This window comes from Phenylobacterium sp. (genome assembly GCF_031984885.1).
In the GTDB taxonomy this organism is placed as follows: Bacteria; Pseudomonadota; Alphaproteobacteria; order Caulobacterales; family Caulobacteraceae; genus Phenylobacterium.
The window spans coordinates 430,226-452,119 of sequence record NZ_DAMABV010000002.1 but is presented as its reverse complement, the minus strand read 5'-3'; the positions used below and the strand labels follow the sequence as shown (position 1 = coordinate 452,119).

The window sequence follows — 21,894 nt, the reverse complement described above, 5'->3', positions numbered from 1 at the left end:
TGACGCGAAGGCCTAGACCCGCCCGGTCACCGGCAGCAGCGCGCCGGTCACCGCCCTCGCCTCCTCCGAGGCCAGGAACAGGATCGCCGCGGCCAGGTCCTGCGGCGTGACCCAGGCCGAGACGTCGGCCTGGGGCATGTCGGCGCGGTTGGTCGGGGTGTCGATGATCGAGGGCAGCACCGCATTGACGGTCACGCCGTCGCCCTTCAGCTCCTCGGCCAGGGCTTCGGTCAGCTTGTGCACCCCGGCCTTGGAGGCGGCGTAGGCGCCCATCCCCGCCGAGGCCTTCAGCGCGCCGTTGGCCCCGACATTGACGATGCGTCCGCTGGCGCTGCGCTTCAGGTGCGGGATGGCGGCGCGGCTGGCGTTGGTCGCGGTCAGGACATTCATCCGGAAGAGCTGGTGCCAGGTCTCCCAGGAGCCCGCTTCCAGCGTCTCCCAGCGGAAGCCGCCGGCGACGTTGATCAGGGCGTCGAGCCGCCCGAAGTGGTGAGCGACGGCGTCGATGGCCGTGCCGGCGGCCAGGGCGTCGGTCAGGTCGACCCCGCCCAGGATCATGCCGTCGGGACCGCATTCGTCCCCCAGGCCCTCGGGCGGGATCGGCGCGTAGTCGATCAGGGCGACCAGGGCGCCCCGGGCCGCGGCGGCGCGCGCCACGGCCGAACCCAGCACGCCGAACGCGCCCGTGATTGCAAAGACGCGTCCGGCCATGGGCAGTCTCCTGAAGCTGCGACCCGGCTCCGTCCGGAACCGGGACGGGCTCTAGAGTCGCTCGACGATGGTGACGTTCGCCATACCACCGCCTTCGCACATCGTCTGTAGGCCATAGCGGCCGCCGCGCTGCTCGAGAGCGTTGAGCAGGGTGGCCATCAGCTTGGTCCCCGAGGCGCCCAGCGGGTGGCCCAGGGCGATGGCGCCGCCGTTGACGTTGATCTTGTCGCGATCGACGCCCAGCGACTTCATGTAGGCGACGGGCACCGAGCCGAACGCTTCGTTGACTTCGAACAGGTCGATGTCGCCGACGCTCATACCCGCGCGCTTCAGCGCACGTTCCGAGGCCGGCAGCGGGGCTTCCAGCATGATCACCGGGTCGTGGCCCAGCAGCGACAGGTGATGGATGCGGGCCAGCGGCTTCACGCCCAGTTCCTTCAGGCCCTTTTCCGAGACGACCATCACCGCCGAGGCGCCGTCGCAGATCTGGCTGGACGAGGCGGCGGTCAGGGCCCCGCCCTCCTGCAGCAGCTTCACGCCCTTGATGCCGTCCAGGCTGGCGTCGAAGCGGATGCCTTCGTCGACGGTGTGCAGGACCGTGTTGCCCTCGGCGTCGACGACTTCGACGCCGACGATCTCGTTCTTGAAGTGGCCGGCCTGGGTGGCCGCGATCGCGCGCTGATGCGACTGGTACGAGTACTCGTCGATCTCTTCCTTGGTCAGGCCGTACTTCTTGGCGACCATCTCGGCGCCGGCGAACTGGCTGAACTGGATGTTCGGATAACGCTCCTTCATCCGCGGGCTCATGTAGTTGCCAAAGCCGTTCTGGGCGGGCAGCGCGGCCGCCAGGCCCATCGGCACGCGGGTCATGCTTTCGACGCCCGCGGCGATCACCACGTCCATGGTGCCGCTCATCACCGCCTGGGCGGCGAACTGCAGGGCCTGCTGCGAGGAGCCGCACTGGCGGTCGACGCTGGTGGCCGGCACGCTTTCCGGCAGCTTCGAGGCCAGCACCGCGTTGCGCGCGACGTTGATCGCCTGTTCGCCGACCTGGCCGACGCAGCCCATGACGACGTCTTCGACCAGGGCCGGATCGGCGCCCGTGCGCGCGATGATGTCGTTGAGGACCACCGCGCCCAGATCGACCGGATGCCAGTCCTTCAGCTTGCCGCCCTTGCGTCCGCCGGCCGTCCGCGTCGCTGCGACGATATAGGCTTCGCCCATGGTTTCGCTCCCGATGAATGCGCGTCCGCCGCGCGTCGGGGAGTCATTTAGGAGCGCGACGTGACGTAAGCCAATGGCCTATACGCGCACGTGAAGGACGCTGCGGCGGCGCGCCGGAAGCGCCCCTTTGCACGCCGTGGCGCGGCTCGTCCCATGCCGACGCCCCTCAAAATTGCAGCCCTGGCCCGACCATTGCTTAGAGGTGCAGGACAGCGCGCCGCCCTCCCAGTTTGGAACATCCATGAAACGTCTCCTCGCCATCACCGCCGCCATCGCCGCGATCGCCTCCGCCGCCCCGGCCTGGGCGGCCAAGACCTTCGTCCTGGACGGCGTGACGCTGCAGGGGGGCGGAACCCTGACCGGCAGCTTCACCACCGATGACGCCCTGTCGTCGCTGCTGGGGATCAACATCGTCGCCTCGGCCGGCACGCTAGGTTCGGGGGTGTTCTCGACCTTCACCTACGACAACGCCAGCCTGGCCGACTGGGTGTCGCTTCCGACCCAGGGCTTCCGGATCTCGACCGCGGGCTACGCCCAGCAGTTGCGCCTCGACTTCTTCCCACTGACGGAGACCGGGACCAACCTGCTGAACACCTCATACGAATTCCAGTCGAGCGGCGGCCCGCGCACCGTGACCGGCGGCCGCGTCATGCTCGACGTGCCCTCGGCGGTTCCCGAGCCGGCGAGTTGGGCGATGATGATCACCGGCTTCGGCATCGCCGGCAGCGCCCTGCGCGCCCGCGGCCGCAAGGCCGCGCTCGCCGCCGCCTGAGCCGACGCCGAACGGACCTCAAGCGCCGCCGGCCGGCGGCGCTTCCATAGCCCTCAGAACCAGAGGTCGCGGACGCAGCGGCCGTCGCTCGGCAGGTCCTCGAAGCTGTCGAGCCCGTCGAAGTGATCGACCGCGAGATCGCCCACCGCCTGCGGCTCGGCCAACCTCAGATTGACGGCCATGCGCCGGCGGCCGTCGGACCTGATCCGCATCGCGCGCCAGGCCAGCACGCAGGCGCAGGCCGGGCAGAAGAGGATCTCCAGTCCGGGGTCCTTCTCGTCCGCCCGCCTGTAGGAGGCGCTCGGTCCGTTGAGCCGGATCCGCTCGTTCTCGTAGTCGTAGGCCCAGAGCGTCCCATAGCGACGGCAGAGCGTGCAGTTGCACGCCGTCACCCGGCCGGGGTCGCCCTCGAGCGTCCAGTGCGAACCGCCGCAATGACAAGTTCCGGTAAGCATCGGCGGTCCATCCTTGATCTGCCGGACCACAGCCTAGACGTTCCTGGCCTCCTGTTCAGCCCTGCGCGGCGGCTTCCAGCGGCGCGATGTCCAGCTTGACCATCTGCAGCATCTTTTCGGTCACGCGACGCACCCTGGCCGGGTCGGGATCGTCCATCAGCTCGCGCAGCCGCTTGGGCGCGACCTGCCAGCACAGGCCCCAGCGGTCGCGCACCCAGCCGCACTGTTCGATCTGGCCGCCTTCCTTGAGGGCGTCCCAGAGGCGGTCGAGCTCGGCCTGGCTCTGCGGCTCCACCATGATCGAGAAGCTGTGGTTGAACGGGTCCAGCGGCCCGGCCTCGATCGCCATGTAGTTCTGGTCGCCGAGGGTGAAGTCCGCGATCCGCACGCCGCCGGCCGGGCCGCCGGGGTTGTCGGCCGCCACGGCCGAGATCGCGTTGAGCTTCGAGCCGGTGATCAGCGAGGTGTAGAAGCGGACCGCCGCCTCCATGTCCTTCTCGAACCAGAGATGCTGGGTGACCTTCATCGCGTCGTCCTCCTTGCGGGACCGGGCGGCGCGCCCGGCTGCATCAAGGACGTGCGAGAAGACGGCTTGCCGACAATGCGCCGGACAATCCTAGGCCGGCAGCAGCGTCCCCGGCGCGCGGGCGTCCAGCTTGAACGTCACCGGCAGCACCCGCTCGTGCGGCGTCTGGAGTTTCAGCGCCTTGGCGGCCCGCGCCACCGCCACCTTGCTCAGGGCCGCCGGCGTGAAGCCGTCCTGCACCTTGGGCCGCGCGCCCAGCCGCCGGCGCATGACGCCGTTGGCGTAGATCACGTTGGCCCGCATCAGCGCCTGGGGCGTCATGAATTCGATCGACAGCGAGACGTTCAGCATCGGCCCGTTCTCGATCCGGTGCGGCGCGTTCTGGGCCCAGGTGACCATCGTTCCCGGCGTCAGGTCGTACATCTGCGCGCCCTGGTCCCAGGCCGGATCGAAGGTGAACTGCTCGGCCGTCTCCTTCAGGACGATGCGCTCCAGCACCTCCTGGCCGACATAGGGGTCCTCGACCGGATAGACCCAGACCTTCTTCCGCCCGCGCAACTGCCAGAGCGACACCAAGGGCACGTCCAGATGGTAGAAGACCTGGGCGTTGGCCGAGGAGATCAGCACGCCGAGGTCGCGCTTCAGCGTCCGCACGCCGGTCTGGGCCTGCTTCTCGGCGAAGATCTCGTCGCCCAGGGCCGCGTACTGCGGCAGGTAGTCGTTGGTCGCCCGCAGGTTCAGCCAGATGCGCCCAGCCTGGGCCGCCTCCAGCAGCTTCGACCCGCTCAGCGCGCCGGCCGAGCCCTTGCGCCAGGTGGTCCAGGCCACCGGGTCCTCGCCCATGGTGAACACGCCCAGCTTCTCGCGCGGATAGCGGTCGAGCAGTTCCTCCAGCCCCGCGTCGTCGAACATCGGCCGCTCGTGCAGGCCGTGCCGGAAGACCAGGTTCCGCCTGGTGAAGTCGCGCGCCTTTTCGGGCGTCCAGTCGCCGATGATGCTCATGCCCCTGCCCTCAAGCCATAGAACCGGATCTTGAACGGCCCCCACCAGAGGGTCTTGCCCAGGCCGCGCGCGGCGCGATCCAGCGTGAATGCGAAGTCCGGCGCCCGGACCAGCCACTTGACGCCGGCCAGCAGGCCGAACACCCCGGCCTGGACCACGCCCTGGGTCATCCATTTGGCCAGGCCGACACGGTCGGGCGGACTGGCCGCCGCGCAAGCGGCCGAAGGCCCCTGGCCGTAGGCGAAGGCGCGCGCGATCGTGTAGCGCAGCGACAGGCGCGAGGGGACCGGGTCTTCCCAGACCCAGGCCGCCGGCTCCCAGGCGAAGACGGCGCCGGCCGCCTGCATCTGGCCGAACAGCAGGTCGTCCTCGCCGCCGATATGATTGCGGATCGGCGAGAACGGCCGCTTCGGGTCCGGCAGCGCCGCGCGGCGGATCAGGCTGTCGCCGCAGCCGTAATAGTGGTCGAGCACCCCGGCGGCTTCCGGCCCCTCGCGGGAGAAGAAGCGCTCCAGGTAGCTGCGGTGCCGCTGGACATCGTCGGGCGCGCGGCCGCGCACCGGCCCGAACACCACGTCGGCCTTGAACCGCTGCTGGGCGTCCAGCAGCGCGCGGAGCCAGCCCTCCGGCGCCTCCTCGTCGTCGTCCAGGAAGGCGATGAAGTCGCCGCGCGCCTGTTCCAGCGCCGCATTGCGGGCGTTGGCCACGCCCGGCTCGGGCTCATGCACATAGATCACCGGGAACGGCGCCTGGGCCGCCAGGGCCTCGACCGCGGCCTTGGCCGAGGGCGACTGGTCGTTGTCGACCACCACCAGTTCCAGCTCCGCCGGATCGACGCCCTCCTGCCGGAAGGTCGAGCGCACGGCGACGGCCAGGCCGTCCAGCCGGCGCTGGGTCGGGATCACCAGGCTGACGCGTGGCCTCGCCATGGATCAGGCGGCCTCCGCCGAGGACGCCCCCGGACGCAGGGCGCGGGCGGCGATGGCCCCGGCCAGGCCCTTGGCCCGCCCGGCGAGCGAAAGTTCGGTGGTGGCGATCATGTCGAGCCGGCGGCGCAGGCGCCCGACCGGGCCGGCCCGGTGCGCGCCGGCCAGGGTCCAGACCCTTTCCGAAGCCCCCGCCGCGCGGCCGCGCGGACCGGCGGCGGCCATCATGCCCTCGCCGATCATCCGCGTGGTCAGGGCGTAGGGACGCTTGTAGTGGTCATGGCCGGGGCCGAGGTCGTAGGTCTTCAGGCCCAGGTCCGGCATCGCCGCGATCGCCCGCAGCAGGAACAACTGGCCCGGCGACCAGGCGCCCATCTCCGGATCGGTCGAGGCGATCCACGGATGATAGACCTCGCCGACCCGCACGCCGATGTGCCCGGCCAGCAGCCTGTCGCCGCAATAGAGGTTGATCATCAGCCCCTGGAAATGGCCCTCGCGCATGTCCAGGAACGAGGCCAGCAGTTCGCGCGTCCAGTCCGGGGCCAGGAAGTCGTGGGCGCCGGTGCGCGCCAGTTGCTCGCGCTTCCAGGCCAGCAACTGGTCGAAGGCGGCGCGGTCGTGGTCGGGCGCGCGCAGGGTCAGGGGCCCGACCTCGCGGTCCAGCTTGCCGTCCAGCCGGCGGTAGTTCTTGAAGCGCTTGGCGCTCGCCGCCCGCAGCGCCTCCAGATAGGCCGGCGCCGGGCGGTCCAGTTCGATCACATAGGCCTCGTTCTCGCCGGCGACGGCCTGGCTGAAGTCGCCGTGCGGGTCGACCAGCCCGGTGAAGCGGAAGGCCGACAAGCCGAGCTCGGCCAGGTCGGCGTGGATGTCCAGCGGCCGGTCGGCCACCAGGCCGTGATAGTCCGACAGCGGCGCGCCGATCGGGCGGGCCATGCCGCGCGGCCGGTGGTGGTAGGCCAGGAAGCCGATCGGCCGGTCGCCCTCGCGCCAGACGGCCACGCGCGCGTCCTGGCGCAGGGCGCCGACCGCGATGGCGAAGTCAGGCCCGAGCAGCGGGCTGCGGAACTCTGGGCGCGAGGCGCACAGCGCCCGCCAGGCGCCGACATCGGCGTCGGACAGTTCGAGCGGACGAAGGACTTCCATGCGCAACATCTCAAACACGGTAGCGTATCCCGGTTAGGGAAAGGTGCATCCGCCGTTGCAAGTCCCGGGCCGGTCAGGCCGCGAAGGTGTCCCGCAGGATCTTTTCCAGCCACAGGACGTCGACCTCGTCGAAGGCGGCGAGCTGGTCGGAATCGACGTCCAGCACCGCCAGCAGCTCGCCCGCGGCGTCGAACACCGGGACCACGACCTCGCTCTGCGAGCGGCTGTCGCAGGCGATGTGGCCGGGGAAGGCGTGGACGTCCGGGACCAGTTGGGTCTGGCCGCTGGCCGCCGCCGCGCCGCAGACGCCCCGGCCGAAGGCGATGCGCAGGCAGCCCAGCGTGCCCTGATAGGGCCCGACCACGAGTTCGCGCGCCTTGTCCGGATCGACCACGTAGAAGCCGGCCCAGAAGAACGTCTCGAAGGTCGCCGCCAGCATCGAGGCGACGGTGGCCATCCGCGCCGTCAGGTTCGGCTCGCCCGCCAGCACCGCGGCGATCTCCTGCGCCAGCACGGCGTAGCGCTCGGCCTTGGCCGCGGGCAGGGTCAGTTCGTTGAAGGCTTCGGCCATGGGCGGCTATATACGGGCGCGCCGGCCTCGCCGCCAGCGCGCGGCCCCAGAGTTCCGGAGTGTTTCATGACCAGCGGCATCGGCGGTTCGACGGCGGAGGCGGAACTCGCGGCGCTCGCGCCCTGGCCCGATCCGGCCCCGGCGATCACCCGGCAGGAGCGCCAGGCCCGCCTCGCCCGCGCCCGCGAACTCATGAAGGCGATCGGCGCGCAGGCCCTGATCATCGGGGCCGGCGCCAGCCTGCGCTACTTCACCGGCGTGGCCTGGGGCGCGACCGAGCGGCTGGTGGCCATGATCCTGCCGCTGGAGGGCGACGTGCGGATGATCTGCCCGCGCTTCGAGCTCGGCTCGCTGGAGGCGGCCCTCGGGATCGACGCCGAGCTGCTGCTCTGGGAAGAGCACGAGAGCCCCTTCGACCTGGCGGTCCGCGGCCTGGACGGCGCAGCCTCGCTGGCCATCGACCCGGCCCTGCCCTTCTTCGTGTTCAACGCCATCGCCAAGGCCGCGCCGGGCCTGAAGCTGCTGGACGGCGCGCCGGTGGTCGACGGCTGCCGGATGATCAAGTCTCCGGCCGAGCTGGCCCTGATGTCCCAGGCCAAGGCCATGACCCTGGAGGTCCACCGCCGCGCGGCCCGGATCCTGCGCCCCGGCGTCACCACCGGCGAGGTCCGCCGCTTCATCGACCAGGCCCATCGCGCGCTGGGCGCCGACAACGGGTCCTACTTCTGCGCCGTGCAGTTCGGCCGGGCCAGCGCCTATCCGCACGGCCTGCCCGGCGAGCAGGCGCTGCAGGAGGGCGAGATCGTCCTCATCGACACCGGCTGCCAGGTCCAGGGCTATCATTCCGACATCACCCGCACCTACGTGTTCGGCGAGCCCTCGCCCGAGCAGCGCCGCGTCTGGGACCTGGAGAAGCAGGCCCAGGCCGCCGCCTTCGCCGCGGTGAAGCCGGGCGTCCCCTGCGAGGAGATCGACGCCGTCGCCCGCCGGGTGCTGGCCGCCGCCGGGCTCAGCCCCGACTACGAGCTGCCCGGCCTGCCGCACCGCACCGGCCACGGCATCGGCCTGTCGATCCACGAGGCGCCCTATCTGGTGCGCGGCGACAGGACCCCGCTGGCGCCGGGCATGTGTTTCTCCAACGAGCCGATGATCGTGATTCCCGACGCCTTCGGCGTGCGGCTGGAGGACCACTTCCACGTCACCGCCGACGGCGCGGCCTGGTTCACCGAGCCGCAGCCCAGCCTGGACAGGCCCTTCGGCTGATCCGCCGCCGGTAGGTCCAGCAATCCCGCCACAACCCTTCCGAGCGTCCGTGTAATCGTAGGTCGTTTGACGCTGCGTAATTTACGGCCTTAGCTTGCAGTTCTGAACGGCTCCGCTCGACGAGAGCCGTCGACAAGAAGACCCCCGCATTTCGACTGGGGGCTAGGGAGGGAAGAATGACCAAAGCCTTGCTGGCTTCTGCGTCCGCGCTCGCGCTTGTCTGGTCCACGCCCGTCTGGGCACAGTCCTCAGGCGGCGGCAGTCTCATCGAAGAACTGATCGTCACCGCCCAGAAACGGGAGGAGTCCGTCCAGGACGTCCCGATCGCGGTGTCGGCCTTCAGCGAGCAGGCCCTCAAGACCCAGGGCATCGACGGCGCCGGCAACCTGGTGCAGTCGGTCCCCAACCTCACCTTCACGCGCCGCGCCCTGCGCACCAACTTCCAGATCCGCGGGGTCGGCGCCCAGCTCGTCTCCACCGGCGGCGACGACGGCGTCGGGATCCACCACAACAACGTCCCCCTGACCTCCAACCGCCTGGCCGACGCCGAGTTCTACGACGTCGAGCGGGTCGAGGTGCTGCGCGGCCCGCAGGGCACGCTCTATGGCCGCAACGCCACCGGCGGGGTGGTCAACGTCATCACCAACAAGCCGTCCGACGTCTTCGACGCCTCGATCTCGGCGGAATTCGGCAACTACAACAGCCTGAAGTACCAGGGCTTCATCAACGTGCCGCTGGGCGACATGTTCTCGCTGCGCGCGGCCGGCTTCGCCCTGCAACGCGACGGCTATACGGAGAACACCCTCAACGGCCAGGACATCGACGACCGCCAGATCTGGGCCGCCCGCGTCACCCTCGGCTTCAACCCGACCGACAACTTCCGCGGCTTCCTGCTGTGGGACAACTTCTCCGAGGACGACAGCCGCGGCGCGCGCAAGCAGCTCTGCCAGAAGGACCCTGGCCTGACCAACGTCCTGGGCGTTCCGACCGGCGCGGCCCAGGTCGCCTTCACCCAGGGCTGCCTGCCGGCCTCGGTCTATGGCGACAACGTCTATGGCACGACCAACCAGCTCTCGACCTTCACCGGCATCATCGCCCGGCAGATCGGCCTGCAGACCACCGACTCCTTCGCCGGCAAGACCATCTCGCGCGACCTGCGCGAGATCGAGGTCTACGGCCGCCCGACCTACCGGCCGCGCACCGACCTCTACGAGCTGAACCTGGAGTGGGACGTCACCCCGCAACTCACCGTCACCTCGCTGACCAGCTATAATGAGAACGAGAACTACACCCGCGGCGACTCCACCGGCGGCTACTCCTCGGTGCCGTTCGGGGTCACGCCCTTCACCCCGACCGGGGTGCTGAACGATCCGCAGTTCGGGATCACCGACCGTCTGATGAGCGAGTCCGGCGGCGTCAGCCACAACGAGCAGTGGACCCAGGAACTGCGGCTGCAGTCCAACTTCGACGGGCCGCTGAACTTCAACGTCGGCGGCATCTATCTCGACTACGAGGCGAGCAGCATCACCTATGTCGCCACCAACGCGGCCACCGCGGCGGTCGCCGTCGTCCAGCCCGCCGCCTATATCGACCCGCTGCGCGAGCCGGACTTCACCGGCCACAACTACTTCATCAGCCTCAGCGAGTATAAGCTGAAGTCCAAGGCCGCCTTCGGCGAGCTCTACTGGCAGGCGACCGAGGACCTGAAGGTCACGCTCGGCCTGCGCTACACCGACGACGAGAAGTGGACCCGCGGCAGCGGCGCGACCCTGTTCGCTCCCGGTCGCGGCCCCAGCTTCACCGCCGACCAGCGCGTGGAGTTCAAGGAAACCACCGGCCGTCTGAACGTCGACTGGTCGCCGGACCTGTCGTTCACCGACCACACCCTGATCTATGCGTCCTATTCCAAGGGCTACAAGGGCGGCGGCTTCAACCCGCCGGGCGTCGTGGCCCTGGGCCTGAACCCCAGTTACGAGCCGGAGTTCGTCAACGCCTACGAGGTGGGCGCCAAGAACACCCTGGCCGACGGGCGCCTGCTGCTGAACCTCACCGGCTTCTACTACGACTACCAGGGCTACCAGATCGGCCGCAGCGTCAATCGCTCGGTCTACAACGAGAACATCGACGCCAAGATCTGGGGCGTGGAACTGGAGTCGATCTGGGAGCCGATCGACAACCTGCGGCTCAACGCCAACATCGGCTACCTGAACACCGAGATCGACCAGGGCAAGGTGGTCGACACCTTCAACCGCACCCAGGGCGATCCCGCCTACATCTACGCCAACTCCACCAACGGCGGGTGCATCCTCAACGCCCAGGGCGTCGCCAACCTGCTGCAGGTTCCCGGCGGTCAGGCGCTGCTGGCCAACTTCGCCTGCGGCGGCACGGGATCGGGAACCTCGACGATCCGCGGCCGGCTGCTGGCCGCGGGGCTTCCGGCCGCGGCCGCCGACGTCCTGACCAACGGCGTCTACAACTACGGCCCCAACGTCTCGCTGTTCGGCAACGGCGCGGGCGAGGGCATCATCCAGGACCTCTCGGGCAACGACCTGCCCAACGCCCCGGAATGGACCGTCTCGCTCGGCGCCCAGTACAAGTGGGAGCTCCCGAACGGCTGGAACGCCACCCTGCGCGGCGACTACTACCGCCAGTCCGAGAGCTTCATGCGCTACAACAACGCCTTCTTCGACAACATCGAGGCCTGGGAGAACGTCAACGCCGCCCTGATCTTCGCCAACCCCGATCTCGACCTGAACATCCAGCTCTTCGTGAAGAACCTGCTCGATGACGACACCATCGTCGGCTTCGACATCAACGACGAGAACCTGGGGGCCACGCGCAGCGTCTTCCTGCTCGATCCGCGCCTCTACGGGATCTCGATCACCAAAGGTTTCTGAGCGGGAACTCTCGTCATGGTCGAGCTTTATAAGGGGGCGATCCAACAGGGAGACGGCGCATGGGCATCTTCAGCTCGATCATGGACAAGGTATTTCACCGCAAGAAGCCCGAGGCCGCTCCGGCCGCTCCGGCTCCGGCCGAGGCCCCGGCTGCGGCGGCCCCGCCCCCGCCGCCCGAGCCGGTGGACGTCGAGGCCGTGCTCACCGAACTGGCGACGCTGAAGGGCGGCGGCGGCAACTGGCGCACCTCGATCGTCGACCTCCTCAAGATGCTCGACCTCGACTCCAGCCTGGACGCCCGCAAGGAGCTGGCGGCCGAGCTGGGCGTCGCCGCCGGCCCGCACGGCAGCGCCGAGCAGAACATCGCCCTGCAGAAGGCCGTCTGGGCCGCGCTCGCCAAGAACGGCGGCGTGGTTCCGGCCAGCCTGCGCGACTAGGCTCCAGTCTCTGAACGGGAAGCGCGTCGGCCGCCCGGCCGGCGCGCTTTTTCGTGGGCGCTAGGTCCGGCTGAGGATGTCCACCGGCAAGGCGCCGGTCAGCGCGCCCCAGACGGCGATCAGCCCGCCGGCCGCGATGGCCACGCCATAGGGGATGCCGCGGCCGAAGTCCCCCCTGCCCTTCAGCGTGAACATCACCAGCGCGCGCCGGGGATTGGCCGTCAGCGTGACGATCGCCATGACCCCGCCGACCAGCACCGTGGCCAGCGCGAAGAGGTGCAGGTAGCTGAGCCCGGTGAACAGCGCGACCGCCGCGAACAGCTTCACGTCGCCCGCCCCCATGACCCCCAGGGTGTAGAGGACGAAACCGACCCCGAAGCCGATCGCCGCCGCCGCCAGCCCGGGCCCGAGGCTGGCGCCCCGATCGGCCAGCGCCCAGAGCGCGAACAGCCCCACCAGGGCCGCCACCGCCGCATTGGGAATCCGGCGGTTGAGCACGTCGCTCACCGCCACGCAGATCAGGATCCCCGACAGCAGCGCGGCGATGACGTTGTGGACGTTCTCAGCGGACCACATTCGGATTCGGCTCGCTCCGCGCCGCCAGCGAGCGCACCATCTTCAGGTTCTCCGAGGCCCGCGCGTAATATTCGCTCTTCAGCTCCAGCGCCTGGCCCAGCAGCAGCTCGGCCTTGGCGTAGTCGCCGCGCATGCCTGCCGCGAAACCCGCATTGTTCAGCAAGGCCGCCTGGTCGTCCGGCGCGCCGCCGACCAGCGCCCTGTCGTAGTCGCCGCGCATGGCCAGGGCCAGGCGCAGATTGGTCCGCGCCTCGGTGAACGAGGGACGCTTGGCGAGCGCGGCCACGAAGTCGGCCACCGCCTCGTCGCGGCGATGCTGCAGCAGCCGCGAATAGCCGCGGTTGTTCAGGACCAGCGCGTCGCCGTTGGAGATGGTCATCGCCTGGCCGTAGGCCGCCTCGGCCTGCGTCCAGTCGGTGCGGTTGTCGTATTCCCGGCCCAGCGCGTTCCACGCCCGCCAGGCGCCGGGGTCGGCCTCGACCGCGCGCTGCAGCACCGCCAGCGCTTCGTCGGAACGCCCTTGCAGCGAGAGCGTGATCCCCTGCCCCTGCAGCGCCCTGGCGCGCACGCCGGGATCGGCCTCGGCGGCGCGGTAGTTGGTGAGGGCCGCGTTCAACCGGCCCCGGCGAAGATTGAGGTCCCCGCCCAGCAGCACCAGCCGCGGATCGCGGACCCCGGCCACCTGGGCGCTGTCGAGCATCCGGCCCGCGTCCAGCAGCCGTTGCTCGTCGAGGGCCCGCTGGATCTCGACGACCGCGACCTCGCTCATCGCGACCGGGGGCTTGGCGGCGCGTCCGAATATCCCCGCCTGGGCCGGCGTCACGGCCAGCATCAGGGCCAAGGCGGTCAGTGTCAGCGTGCGCACTTCAATCTCCTCTCAAGACCTGGTCGGCGCGGTTGGGCCAGGCCCAACCGACGGCGTCGGCCCCGATGGCCAGGCGGATGCCCTGGCAATCGTCGTTGCACCTGATCAGGCTCGCGGGCCCCGGAAGGGTCCGCTGCAGAGCCTGCGCGACCATGGCGTTGCGATCGCCGTAGGTGATGGTCGTCCGGGCCTGGCGCTCGCCGCCGACGACGGCCTCGCCCACTGACCAGCCCAGCCGCCGCAGCGCCGAGCGAACCGGCTCGGCGCCGCCGGCCCGTCCGGAGAGGTCGGCCAGCTCGAGCGGGCGGCCCATCTGCCCAGGCCCCGTCCGGGCGACCAGGATCGGCTGGACCGGCCCCAGGCGAACCACGGCCGGCCGCGCCGCCAGCGCCGGCTCGGACCTGACAGGCGCCGCGGCGGGGGCAGGTTGGAGCGCCGCATAGGCGGGCGCCGCCAGCCGGGTCTGCAGGCTGGCGGAATAGGCCATGTTGCCGGCGAGGATCTGCGAGCCCGGGTCCAGGCGTTCGGCCTGTTCGTAGTAGCGGGCGCTGAGATCGAAGCGGCCGAGCTTGTCGTAGACCACCGCGAAGGCGTTCAGCACCCGCACGTCGTCCGGGTTGTAGGCGCGCGCGCCCTGCAGCATCTCCAGGGCGCCGGCATAGTCGCGCCGGGCGATCGCGCGCGTGGCGCTGTTGTAGTAGCCGTCTTCGCGCGTGAAGCGCTGGACCTCGCTGGTCTGGACGGACTTGAAGTCCACCCATGCCGCCGCCTTCGGAAAGAGCGCGCATCCGGCCAGTCCGGGCGCCAGCGCCAGGAGGGCGAGGCTGCGGGCGAGAAGGGTGGTCATCGGGGCCTCCGTCATCGCCCGGCCAGGGCGGGCACCAGCGTGCGCACGACGTCGATCGCCGGCGGCAACAGCAGGGCGACAATGATCACCGGCATGAAGCAGGCGACGATCGGCATGGTCATCAGCACCGGGATGCGCATCGCCTTCTCCTCGGCCTTCATGAACCGGCTCTCGCGCATCTCGGCCGAGTAGGTCCGCAGGCTCTGGGCGATGCTGACCCCCAGCAGGTCGGTCTGGATCAGCAGCGCCACGAACGAGCGGATGCTGTCGACATTGACCCGCTCGGCCAGCGCCCGCAGCGCCTCGGCCCGGCCCCTGCCGGCGCCGAGCTCGTCGGCCAGGCGGCCGAACTCCTGGGCGATCCGCGGATGGGACTCCGTCACCTCGGCGGCGACCCGCACGAAGGCCGCCTCCAGGCCAAGGCCGGCCTCGACACAGACGACCATCAGGTCCAGCGCGTCGGGGAACTCGTGCTCCAGTTGCTCGCGCCGGGCGTTGATGCGGTTGTCGAGCAGCGCCTTGGGGGCGATGAGCCCGAGCCCGCAGAGCACCAGCGGGAACATGAACGCCCCCAGCCCGGTCAGGGGCCGGCCAGCCAGGGCCAGCCCGCCGATCAGCCCCATGGGCAGGCCGATCGCCAGCGAGAACCGCAAGATCACGTACCAGATCGGCGCCGAGGGCTGGTCGAATCCGGCCAGCGACAGGTCCCGGCGAAGCTTCTGGGTCTCCTTGACTTGGCCGCCCGCCGTCGCCGACTGCACCCAGAGCAGGAACGGGTTGCTGACCTTGTCGGCCTTCAGCACCGATCCTTCGCTCGGGCTCGTCTCCTCCCGTCCCAGCCGGCGGCGGACCGCCAGTTGGGCGGAGACCGCGCGCTGGGTCAGGTTGACCATCCCGACCACCGCCAGGAAGGTGAAGACCTGGATGGCCACGTCGAACCACTGGGTCATCGCCGCCTCAATATTTGAAGTTGATGATGCGGTGCACCATCAGCCAGCCGCCGAGGTAGATGAGCGCGGTCAGGAACACGACCGGCCAGAATATCGGGTCGGAGAACTTCTCGGAGTACACGGTCGGGCGGAACACCAGTTGGCCGCAGATCAGCAGCACCGGCAGCACGCTCAGCAGCACCGCCGAGGCCCGGCCCTCGCTGGCCAGCGACTTCACCCGCTTGCCCAGCGAATGGCGCCCGCGCATGACCGAGGCCAGTCCCTCGAGGATCTCGGCGAGGTTGCCGCCGGTCTCCGACTGGATGCTCACCGCCACCGCGAAGAAGTGGCCGTCGGCCGACCCCGTCCGGCGGGCGAAGTTGGCCAGCGCCTCCTTGAATTCGACGCCATAGGTCGTCTCGTCGACGATGAGGCCGAACTCCGACCCGACCGGATCGCCCATCTCGTCGGCCGCAAGCTGCACCGCGGAGATCACCGGATGGCCCGCGCGCACCGCGCGATTGACCACGTCGAGCGCCAGCGGCAGTTGCTCCTCGATCTTCCGGATCCGGGTGTTGCGCTGGTGGCGCAGCCACAGGCCGACCCCGACCAGCGCCAGCACGCAGGCGCCGATCAGCGAGATCGCGCCGCTGGCCAGGACGCCCGGCCCCTTGCCCGAGGTCGCGACGCTGAGCCCGACCAGCCAGAGCGCGCCGGCCACCCCCGCGGTGATCGCGCCCAGCCGGGCCGGCGACATCAGCAGCCCGGCCTGGCGCATGTAGAGCTCCAGCCGCTCATAGAAGGCGTCCAGCCGGCCGGAGGCCCGAACGCCGGGCGGGCGGCGGACCAGCGCGCTGAAGATCTCCTCCCGGCTCATGCCGGAATCCATCATCGCCAGCCGGCGATTGACCCGCTGCGTCCGGTCCCGGGCCGAGAAGACCAGCCCCGCGAGGGCCTGGACCACGACCACCACGGCCACGAAGGCCAGCACGTAGATCATGGGGGAGCCCGTCATCTAGACCGACCTCCTCCCGGCGGAAAAATCGATGTACGGCAGCTCGACGCCCCGCGCGGCCAGCACGTCGATGAAGCGCGGCCGCACGCCGGTGGTCTCGAACTCGCCCGAGACGCCGCCGCCGCTTCCCCGGCCCTGGCGGCGGAAGCGGAAGATCTCCTGGATCGAGATCACGTCCTCCTCCATGCCGACGACCTCGCTGATCGACACCACCCGGCGCCGGCCGTCGTCCATCCGCTCGGCCTGGATCACGATGTTGATGGCCGAGGCGATCTGCTGGCGGATCGAGCGCGGCGAGATCTCCAACCCCGCCATGCCGATCATCTGCTCCACCCGCGAGAGCGCGTCGCGCGGGCTGTTGGCGTGGACGGTGGTCATCGATCCGTCATGGCCGGTGTTCATCGCCTGCAACATGTCGAAGGCCTCGCCGGCCCGCACTTCGCCGACGATGATCCGGTCGGGCCGCATCCGCAGGGCGTTGCGGACCAGGTCGCGCTGGGCGATCTCGCCCTTGCCCTCGATATTGGCCGGCCGCGTCTCCAGCCGCCCGACGTGCGGCTGCTGCAGTTGCAGCTCGGCGGAGTCCTCGATCGTCACGATCCGCTCTTCGTCGGAGATGAACGCCGACAGCGCGTTGAGCAGCGTCGTCTTGCCCGAGCCCGTCCCGCCCGAGATCAGCACGTTGCGGTGCGACTGCACGATGGCGCGCAGCAGGTGGCTCATGTCGCTCGATATGCTGCCCAGCTCCAGCAGCCGCTCCATGCGGATCGGGCTCTTGGCGAACTTGCGGATCGAGACCAGCGGGCCATCGACCGCCAGCGGCGGGATGATCGCGTTGACCCGGCTGCCGTCGGCCAGGCGCGCATCGACCATGGGCTGGGATTCGTCGACCCGCCGCCCGACCGCCGCGACGATCTTGTTGATGATGCGGACCAGGTGGCGCGTGTCCTGGAACCGCACGTCGGTCCGCTCCAGCCGGCCGAACCGCTCCACATAGACGACGCTGTGGGTGTTGATCAGGATGTCGCTGACGGTCTCGTCCTTCAGCAGCGGCTCCAGCGGCCCCAGGCCCAGCAGTTCGTCCAGCACGTCCTCGATCAACTGGTCGGTCTGGCTGAGATTGAGGATGCGCTTCTCGTCGGCCAGCAGGGCGCTGACCGCGCCGCGGATCTCCAGGCGCAGGCTCTCGCGCGGGGTCTTGTCCAGCAGGCCGAGGTTCAGGAACTCGAGCAGGCGCTGGTGGATGCGGACCTTCAGAGCGGTCGCGCCCTCGATCGGCGTCGGCTGCGGCGCTCCGATCACCGGGGCGGCGTCGCCGGAGGATGTGGCGGGCTTCCAGAGCATGTTCGTCATCCTCGCCTCCAGCCGGAGGCCGCCGCGGGCGCCAGGGTCGCCAGCTTGCCGGCCAGTTCGACGACGGCCTTTTCGAGCTTGGTCCCCTTGCGCACCGCCGAGAGCTCGACGCCCTCGTTGATGGCGGCGATCATGGTCTTGCGGTCCTCGGGAACGACCACGTCGAACTCGCGCCCGATCGCGCGTTCGGCGGCCTTCAGCGACACCAGTCCGGCCTGGTCGTTGTTCACGCCGTTGCAGACCAGGGTGAGCGGCCGGCCCTCCAGGCCCTGGGCGCTCAGCACCCGTAGCTGCCGCTTGACCAACTGCACGTGCGGCACGGTGAGCTGGGTGACCAGGACGATGCGGTCGGCCTCATGCAGCACCTGGTTGGTCCAGGCGGTCCACACCGGCGGCAGGTCGACCAGCACGAGCTGGAAGTCGCGGCGCAGGCCACGCAGCAGCGCCTCGATCTGGTCGGGCGACAGCATCTCCAGCGCCACGATCTCGCGCGGCGCGGCCAGCACCCGCGCGCCGGAACGATGCCTGGCCAGGGCGGTGGCGAACGGCGTGTCGGCCAGGTTCGCGCCCGAGCTGAGGCAATCGGCCAGGGTGATCGCCTCGGGAAGGTCGAGATAGAGGCCGGCCGCGCCGAACTGCAGGTCCAGGTCCGCCAGGCAGACCTCGACGGCGCCGCGCGCGGCGACGCAGGCGGCGGTCTGCACGCCCAGCGCCGTCGCCCCGACCCCGCCGCCGGCCTTCAGGAAGGCCACGACCTCGCCCCTCGCGCGGCCGGAATCGGCGTCGCTCCGGCGGTCGGCCAGCAGGCGCTCCAGGCTGAGCGCCAGGGCCGGCTCGCTGATCGGATAGGTGACCACGTCGGCGGCGCCGGCCCGCACCAGCCGCCGGGTGGTGGTGACGTCGGCGTCGTGCAGGGCCACCACGATGCTGGTCGCCGGCCCGGCCGACGACAGCCGGCGCACCGCGGCCTCGACCGCGTCGGCGGCGCCGCCTTCCAGGCTCACCACCAGCACGTCCAGGCCGGGGGGCGGCTCGGGCCAGTCTCCCGCCAGGGCCTCGAACTCGACGTGCGGGAACAGCGCGGCGATCGAGGCGAACCGTTCGGCGCCGCCGATGGCGCGCTCGGCGACGCCCACGCGCCACCCCTGAACGGCCTCGACTCCGCCACGACCGCTGGGGCTGAAACCTCGGAGCATCTTTGGCATGTCGACCATCTGGCGCGTCAGTTGCTGTCCGCCCCGACCGAGGCCGCCGAACTGATCGTCGAGGCGATGCCCGTCGGCGCGATGACCTTGCCGGTCCGGTAGCGCTCCTGCGCGCCGGCGGCGCGCGCGCCGTCCGCGCCGGGGGCCGGAACCCCGGCATAGACGGCGTCCGGGTTGGCGATCTGCGCCACCGCCGCCTGCCGCAGGGCGTAGCCGAAGTCCGAGCCCAGATGCGCCTGGCTCTGGACGCAGCCCGCCAGGCCGGAGGCCGCCGTCACGACGACGAATGTCTTCAGAGCGCTCATCTTGGCTTTCCTAGTAGAGGACATGGCCGTGGGGGCCTTCGACGCCGCCGCGCCCGGGCTCGGCCGACATCAGCGCGCGGTCCTCGGGGCGAACCCAGCGGGGCGAGCCCTGCTGGGCGCCGAACAGGAACAGCTCGAAGTCCGACGGCGGCATGAAGTTCTCGCCCGGCCCGGCGATCCGGCCCTTGCGCGGCGTCACCAGGTGCGGCGTCACCACGATGACCAGTTCGGTCTCTTCGCGCTGATAGCCGCTCGACCGGAACAGCGCCCCCAGCACCGGCATGTCGCCGACGAACGGGAACTGGCGGATCTGGTTCTGGTAGTCTTCCTTCAGCAGGCCGGCGACCATGAAGGACTCCCCGTCCCTCAGCTCGACCGTGGTCTTGGCGCGGCGCACCTTGATCCCGGGGATCTTGATCAGCCCCAGGTCCACCGAGACCGAGGGATCGATGCTCGACACCTCCGGATTGACCACCAGGTTGATCAGCCCGTCCTTCAGCAGGGTGGGCGTGAAGCCCAGCGCCACCCCGAACTGCTTGAACTCCACCGTGATGGTCGGCGCTGAACCGCTGCCGGTGTTCGACTGGGCGACCGGGATGGGGAACTCGCCGCCGGCCAGGAAGCTGGCGGTGTCGCCGGACATCGCCACCAGGTTCGGCTCGGCCAGGGTCTTGGTCAGGCCCTTGGTCTCCAGCGCGTCCAGCAGGATCTCCAGATTGCCGTTGTAGAGCGCCGCCACCGCCCCGAAGCTGTCGATCAACTGGCCGCCGTTCTTGACGATCGTGTCGCCGGTGAACACCGCCAGGAACGGGTCGTCGCCCGAGCGGCTCGCCCCGCTGGGCGGTCCGTTGGCCGGGTCCCAGTCGCTGCGGTTGACGTTGAGCTTCAGGCCCTTGGCGACCGTGCGGTTCATCTCCACGAAGCGCACCGACAGCATGATCTGCTGGGTGCCCTCGACGCCCAGCATGTTGACCACCTTGGTCGGGGCATAGGTCTCGGCCAGGGCCAGCACCTGCTGCAGGGCCGCCGGGCTGCTGACCGTCCCGGATACCACCACCGACTGGTTGGCCGGCCGCACGCCGATGTCGCGCTCGTTGGGCAGCAGCTCGTGCAGCCGCCGCTTCAGCCCGTCGATGTCGGCCGAGACCACGACGTTGGCCGCCGAGATCAGCCGCTTGCCGGGACCGTAGATCGTCAGGCCGGTGGCGCCGGGCTTCTTGCCCACCACATAGATCGAGCGGGTGCTGAGCGGCAGGACGTCGGCGATCTCGGGATCGGCGATCATCACGTCGGCATAGGGGGCCGGCAGCTCGATCACCTGCGACTTGCCCGCCGGCACCTCGACCTCGACCGCGCCGCCCGGATCGAAGGCCCCGGTCTGGGCCAGGGCCGTGGGCGCGACGGCCAGGGCCGTGCTCGCCGCCATCAGCGCCGCCGTCAATAGCTTGGCTGTCTTGTTCATTTTCGTGCCCCCTTGGGCCGCGGCGCGGCCGGGATTTCCGAAATCCTAAAAGGCGCGGACCGAGTAGCCCGAGGTCTCCACCCCACGCGTGACCTTGACCTCGGTCATCCCCGACGGGGACGGGCCGGTCCGGGCCGCGGGGCGGCGGACGGGCGCGGCCTTGCGCGCGCCGGGTTCGACCAGGTCGGCGACGGTGGTCACCTTGCGGCCCAGCGCATCGACGTCCGTGGAGGAGCGCAGCATCAGCGACACCGCTCCGACCGACTGGCCCAGCGAGATCGCCTGCGCCTGTTCGGGCGTCACCTGGACGGTGACGGCCTTGGAGACCTGCGGCTTGTCCGCCTCCTGGTCGCTCATCTGGTCGATCCCCAGCACCAGGCTGTTCTCGGCCAGCACCTGGGTGACGGTGGTTTCCGTCTCGCCCTTGCCGACCGTGCGGGTCAGCAGGATGTCGACATGGTCGCCCGGCAGGGCGAAGCCGCCCACCGCGACCACGTCGCTGGAGGGAATGCTCACCGCCCGCATGCCCTTGGCCAGGGTGTTCGACAGGTTGGTCTTGTTCTCGGCCCCGCTGAGCTTGGCCGCCAGCACCGGCTCGTTGGCCGCCAGAGACCGCACCGCCGTCCGCGCCGGCACGTCCTTGCCGACCAGCAGGTCGGCCGAACGGAACGATCCCGCCGGCACCGCGTCGTTGGGATAGTTGACGGTCTTGAGCATGGCGGGCTTCAGTTCGACCCCGCGCTCGATCGGCGTCACGGCGACGACGACCGGAGTCATGGCCGCGGTCTGCGCCGCCGCCGGCTTCTGCGAGGCGATCACGCCCCGCACCATCAGTACGGCGATCAGGCCAAGGAAGATGGCGACCGCGAACGAGGCGAGCGTACGCAAAGACATAGACGGCCTTCCCTAGAGAATGGCTCTAGCGGGATGCGGGCTCGACGAGCCCGCGGGTCGCTTGTGCGGATAAGGTCCGTCCGGCGCGTCGCCGTGTCACGTACGGCGGCGCGCCGTGCGAACTTCAGGATTTAGCTGACAGAGACGCCGGTCACCGCAGTCACGGTTTCTGTCAGCACGCGTTCGATTTGGACCCCGAGAGCCCCGGCAGCAAGCGCAACGCCGCTGCCGATGATGGCGAGGATCAGAACATACTCGGCAGCCGAGGCGCCGGACTCGTCTTTGAGGAACGCAACAAACTTGGACATGTGTAGCTCCTACTCAATTGACGACTGGCCGCGCCACCATGGCTAACGGCGGAATTGGGCTGAAGTGCTGGGAACCCCCCAATCGCTTCTAGCGTGGGAAATTTAATCCACAGCGTTAACCGTCTGTAAACCTAAATACATGGTTAACAGCGAAAATTTTAAGAATTCATTATTGAATTCACTTGCGGAACACACAACCCACGGTCCG

General features: G+C 69.9%; 22 protein-coding genes and 1 pseudogene. 4 read left to right on the top strand and 19 right to left on the bottom strand.

Annotation, left to right across the window (positions count from 1 at the left end):
* Window positions 1-12 precede the first annotated feature (12 nt).
* Window positions 13-711, bottom strand: coding sequence for an SDR family NAD(P)-dependent oxidoreductase (locus tag RTL41_RS05640; RefSeq protein WP_312162203.1), 699 nt, complete (start codon window positions 709-711; stop codon window positions 13-15).
* A 51-nt stretch (window positions 712-762) separates the two neighbouring features.
* Window positions 763-1,935 (bottom strand): acetyl-CoA C-acetyltransferase, encoded by a 1,173-nt coding sequence (locus tag RTL41_RS05635; RefSeq protein ID WP_312162201.1) that lies wholly within the window; start codon window positions 1,933-1,935, stop codon window positions 763-765.
* Window positions 1,936-2,599: 664 nt separating this feature from the next.
* Between RTL41_RS05635 and RTL41_RS20850 the strand changes: the two are divergent.
* A pseudogene (locus tag RTL41_RS20850) lies at window positions 2,600-2,707 on the top strand (PEPxxWA-CTERM sorting domain-containing protein); the annotation flags it as partial.
* A gap of 53 nt (window positions 2,708-2,760) precedes the next feature.
* Here the strand turns inward: RTL41_RS20850 and RTL41_RS05625 are convergent.
* From RTL41_RS05625 to RTL41_RS05600, 6 genes are all read right to left on the bottom strand, one after another.
* Window positions 2,761-3,162 carry a GFA family protein gene (locus tag RTL41_RS05625; protein ID WP_312162197.1) on the bottom strand — a complete coding sequence of 134 codons (402 nt, stop codon included), beginning with the start codon at window positions 3,160-3,162 and terminating at the stop codon, window positions 2,761-2,763.
* 55 nt (window positions 3,163-3,217) lie between these two features.
* Complete coding sequence (locus tag RTL41_RS05620) at window positions 3,218-3,688, bottom strand: VOC family protein (RefSeq protein ID WP_312162195.1); 471 nt, start codon at window positions 3,686-3,688, stop codon at window positions 3,218-3,220.
* Between the two features lie 90 nt (window positions 3,689-3,778).
* The gene (locus RTL41_RS05615) at window positions 3,779-4,690 is read right to left on the bottom strand and encodes a hypothetical protein (RefSeq protein WP_312162193.1); all 912 of its coding nucleotides are present in this window, start codon (window positions 4,688-4,690) and stop codon (window positions 3,779-3,781) included.
* A complete protein-coding gene (locus RTL41_RS05610; protein WP_312162192.1) occupies window positions 4,687-5,619 on the bottom strand; it encodes a glycosyltransferase family 2 protein in 933 nt (310 codons plus the stop codon). The genes RTL41_RS05615 and RTL41_RS05610 overlap by 4 nt, the downstream gene beginning before the upstream one ends.
* A 3-nt stretch (window positions 5,620-5,622) precedes the next feature.
* Entirely contained in the window at window positions 5,623-6,759 is a 1,137-nt protein-coding gene (locus tag RTL41_RS05605; RefSeq protein WP_312162191.1) for a GNAT family N-acetyltransferase, read from the bottom strand.
* A 73-nt stretch (window positions 6,760-6,832) separates the two neighbouring features.
* A complete protein-coding gene (locus tag RTL41_RS05600) occupies window positions 6,833-7,330 on the bottom strand; it encodes a GAF domain-containing protein (RefSeq protein WP_312162189.1) in 498 nt (165 codons plus the stop codon).
* Window positions 7,331-7,396: 66 nt separating this feature from the next.
* Here RTL41_RS05600 and RTL41_RS05595 point away from each other — a divergent pair, with 66 nt between their 5' ends.
* From RTL41_RS05595 to RTL41_RS05585, 3 genes are all read left to right on the top strand, one after another.
* Window positions 7,397-8,593: a Xaa-Pro peptidase family protein gene (locus tag RTL41_RS05595; protein ID WP_312162187.1), complete on the top strand. Its 1,197-nt coding sequence runs from the start codon at window positions 7,397-7,399 to the stop codon at window positions 8,591-8,593.
* A 176-nt stretch (window positions 8,594-8,769) separates the two neighbouring features.
* The gene (locus tag RTL41_RS05590; protein ID WP_312162185.1) at window positions 8,770-11,490 is read left to right on the top strand and encodes a TonB-dependent receptor; all 2,721 of its coding nucleotides are present in this window, start codon (window positions 8,770-8,772) and stop codon (window positions 11,488-11,490) included.
* 59 nt (window positions 11,491-11,549) lie between these two features.
* The gene (locus tag RTL41_RS05585; protein ID WP_312162183.1) at window positions 11,550-11,927 is read left to right on the top strand and encodes a DUF3597 domain-containing protein; all 378 of its coding nucleotides are present in this window, start codon (window positions 11,550-11,552) and stop codon (window positions 11,925-11,927) included.
* Between the two features lie 60 nt (window positions 11,928-11,987).
* Here RTL41_RS05585 and RTL41_RS05580 read toward each other — a convergent pair whose 3' ends face one another.
* The 11 genes from RTL41_RS05580 to RTL41_RS05530 all read right to left on the bottom strand — a co-directional run bounded on the left by RTL41_RS05580 (window position 11,988) and on the right by RTL41_RS05530 (window position 21,686).
* Entirely contained in the window at window positions 11,988-12,503 is a 516-nt protein-coding gene (locus tag RTL41_RS05580) for a prepilin peptidase (RefSeq protein WP_312162181.1), read from the bottom strand.
* The gene (locus RTL41_RS05575) at window positions 12,490-13,368 is read right to left on the bottom strand and encodes a tetratricopeptide repeat protein (RefSeq protein ID WP_312162178.1); all 879 of its coding nucleotides are present in this window, start codon (window positions 13,366-13,368) and stop codon (window positions 12,490-12,492) included. The genes RTL41_RS05580 and RTL41_RS05575 overlap by 14 nt, the downstream gene beginning before the upstream one ends.
* A gap of 1 nt (window position 13,369) precedes the next feature.
* The gene (locus RTL41_RS05570; RefSeq protein ID WP_312162176.1) at window positions 13,370-14,215 is read right to left on the bottom strand and encodes a LytR C-terminal domain-containing protein; all 846 of its coding nucleotides are present in this window, start codon (window positions 14,213-14,215) and stop codon (window positions 13,370-13,372) included.
* An 11-nt stretch (window positions 14,216-14,226) separates the two neighbouring features.
* Window positions 14,227-15,165 carry a type II secretion system F family protein gene (locus RTL41_RS05565; RefSeq protein ID WP_312162174.1) on the bottom strand — a complete coding sequence of 313 codons (939 nt, stop codon included), beginning with the start codon at window positions 15,163-15,165 and terminating at the stop codon, window positions 14,227-14,229.
* 7 nt (window positions 15,166-15,172) lie between these two features.
* Complete coding sequence (locus RTL41_RS05560; protein WP_312162172.1) at window positions 15,173-16,159, bottom strand: type II secretion system F family protein; 987 nt, start codon at window positions 16,157-16,159, stop codon at window positions 15,173-15,175.
* Window positions 16,160-17,503, bottom strand: a complete 1,344-nt coding sequence (locus RTL41_RS05555) for a CpaF family protein (RefSeq protein ID WP_312162170.1) — start codon at window positions 17,501-17,503, stop codon at window positions 16,160-16,162.
* 5 nt (window positions 17,504-17,508) lie between these two features.
* Entirely contained in the window at window positions 17,509-18,648 is a 1,140-nt protein-coding gene (locus tag RTL41_RS05550) for an AAA family ATPase (RefSeq protein ID WP_312162168.1), read from the bottom strand.
* Between the two features lie 86 nt (window positions 18,649-18,734).
* Window positions 18,735-19,022: a hypothetical protein gene (locus tag RTL41_RS05545; RefSeq protein WP_312162166.1), complete on the bottom strand. Its 288-nt coding sequence runs from the start codon at window positions 19,020-19,022 to the stop codon at window positions 18,735-18,737.
* 10 nt (window positions 19,023-19,032) lie between these two features.
* The gene (locus RTL41_RS05540; RefSeq protein WP_312162165.1) at window positions 19,033-20,484 is read right to left on the bottom strand and encodes a type II and III secretion system protein family protein; all 1,452 of its coding nucleotides are present in this window, start codon (window positions 20,482-20,484) and stop codon (window positions 19,033-19,035) included.
* A 45-nt stretch (window positions 20,485-20,529) separates the two neighbouring features.
* The gene (cpaB, locus tag RTL41_RS05535; RefSeq protein WP_312162163.1) at window positions 20,530-21,378 is read right to left on the bottom strand and encodes a Flp pilus assembly protein CpaB; all 849 of its coding nucleotides are present in this window, start codon (window positions 21,376-21,378) and stop codon (window positions 20,530-20,532) included.
* A gap of 131 nt (window positions 21,379-21,509) precedes the next feature.
* Window positions 21,510-21,686 (bottom strand): Flp family type IVb pilin, encoded by a 177-nt coding sequence (locus tag RTL41_RS05530; RefSeq protein WP_312162160.1) that lies wholly within the window; start codon window positions 21,684-21,686, stop codon window positions 21,510-21,512.
* Window positions 21,687-21,894 lie beyond the last annotated feature (208 nt).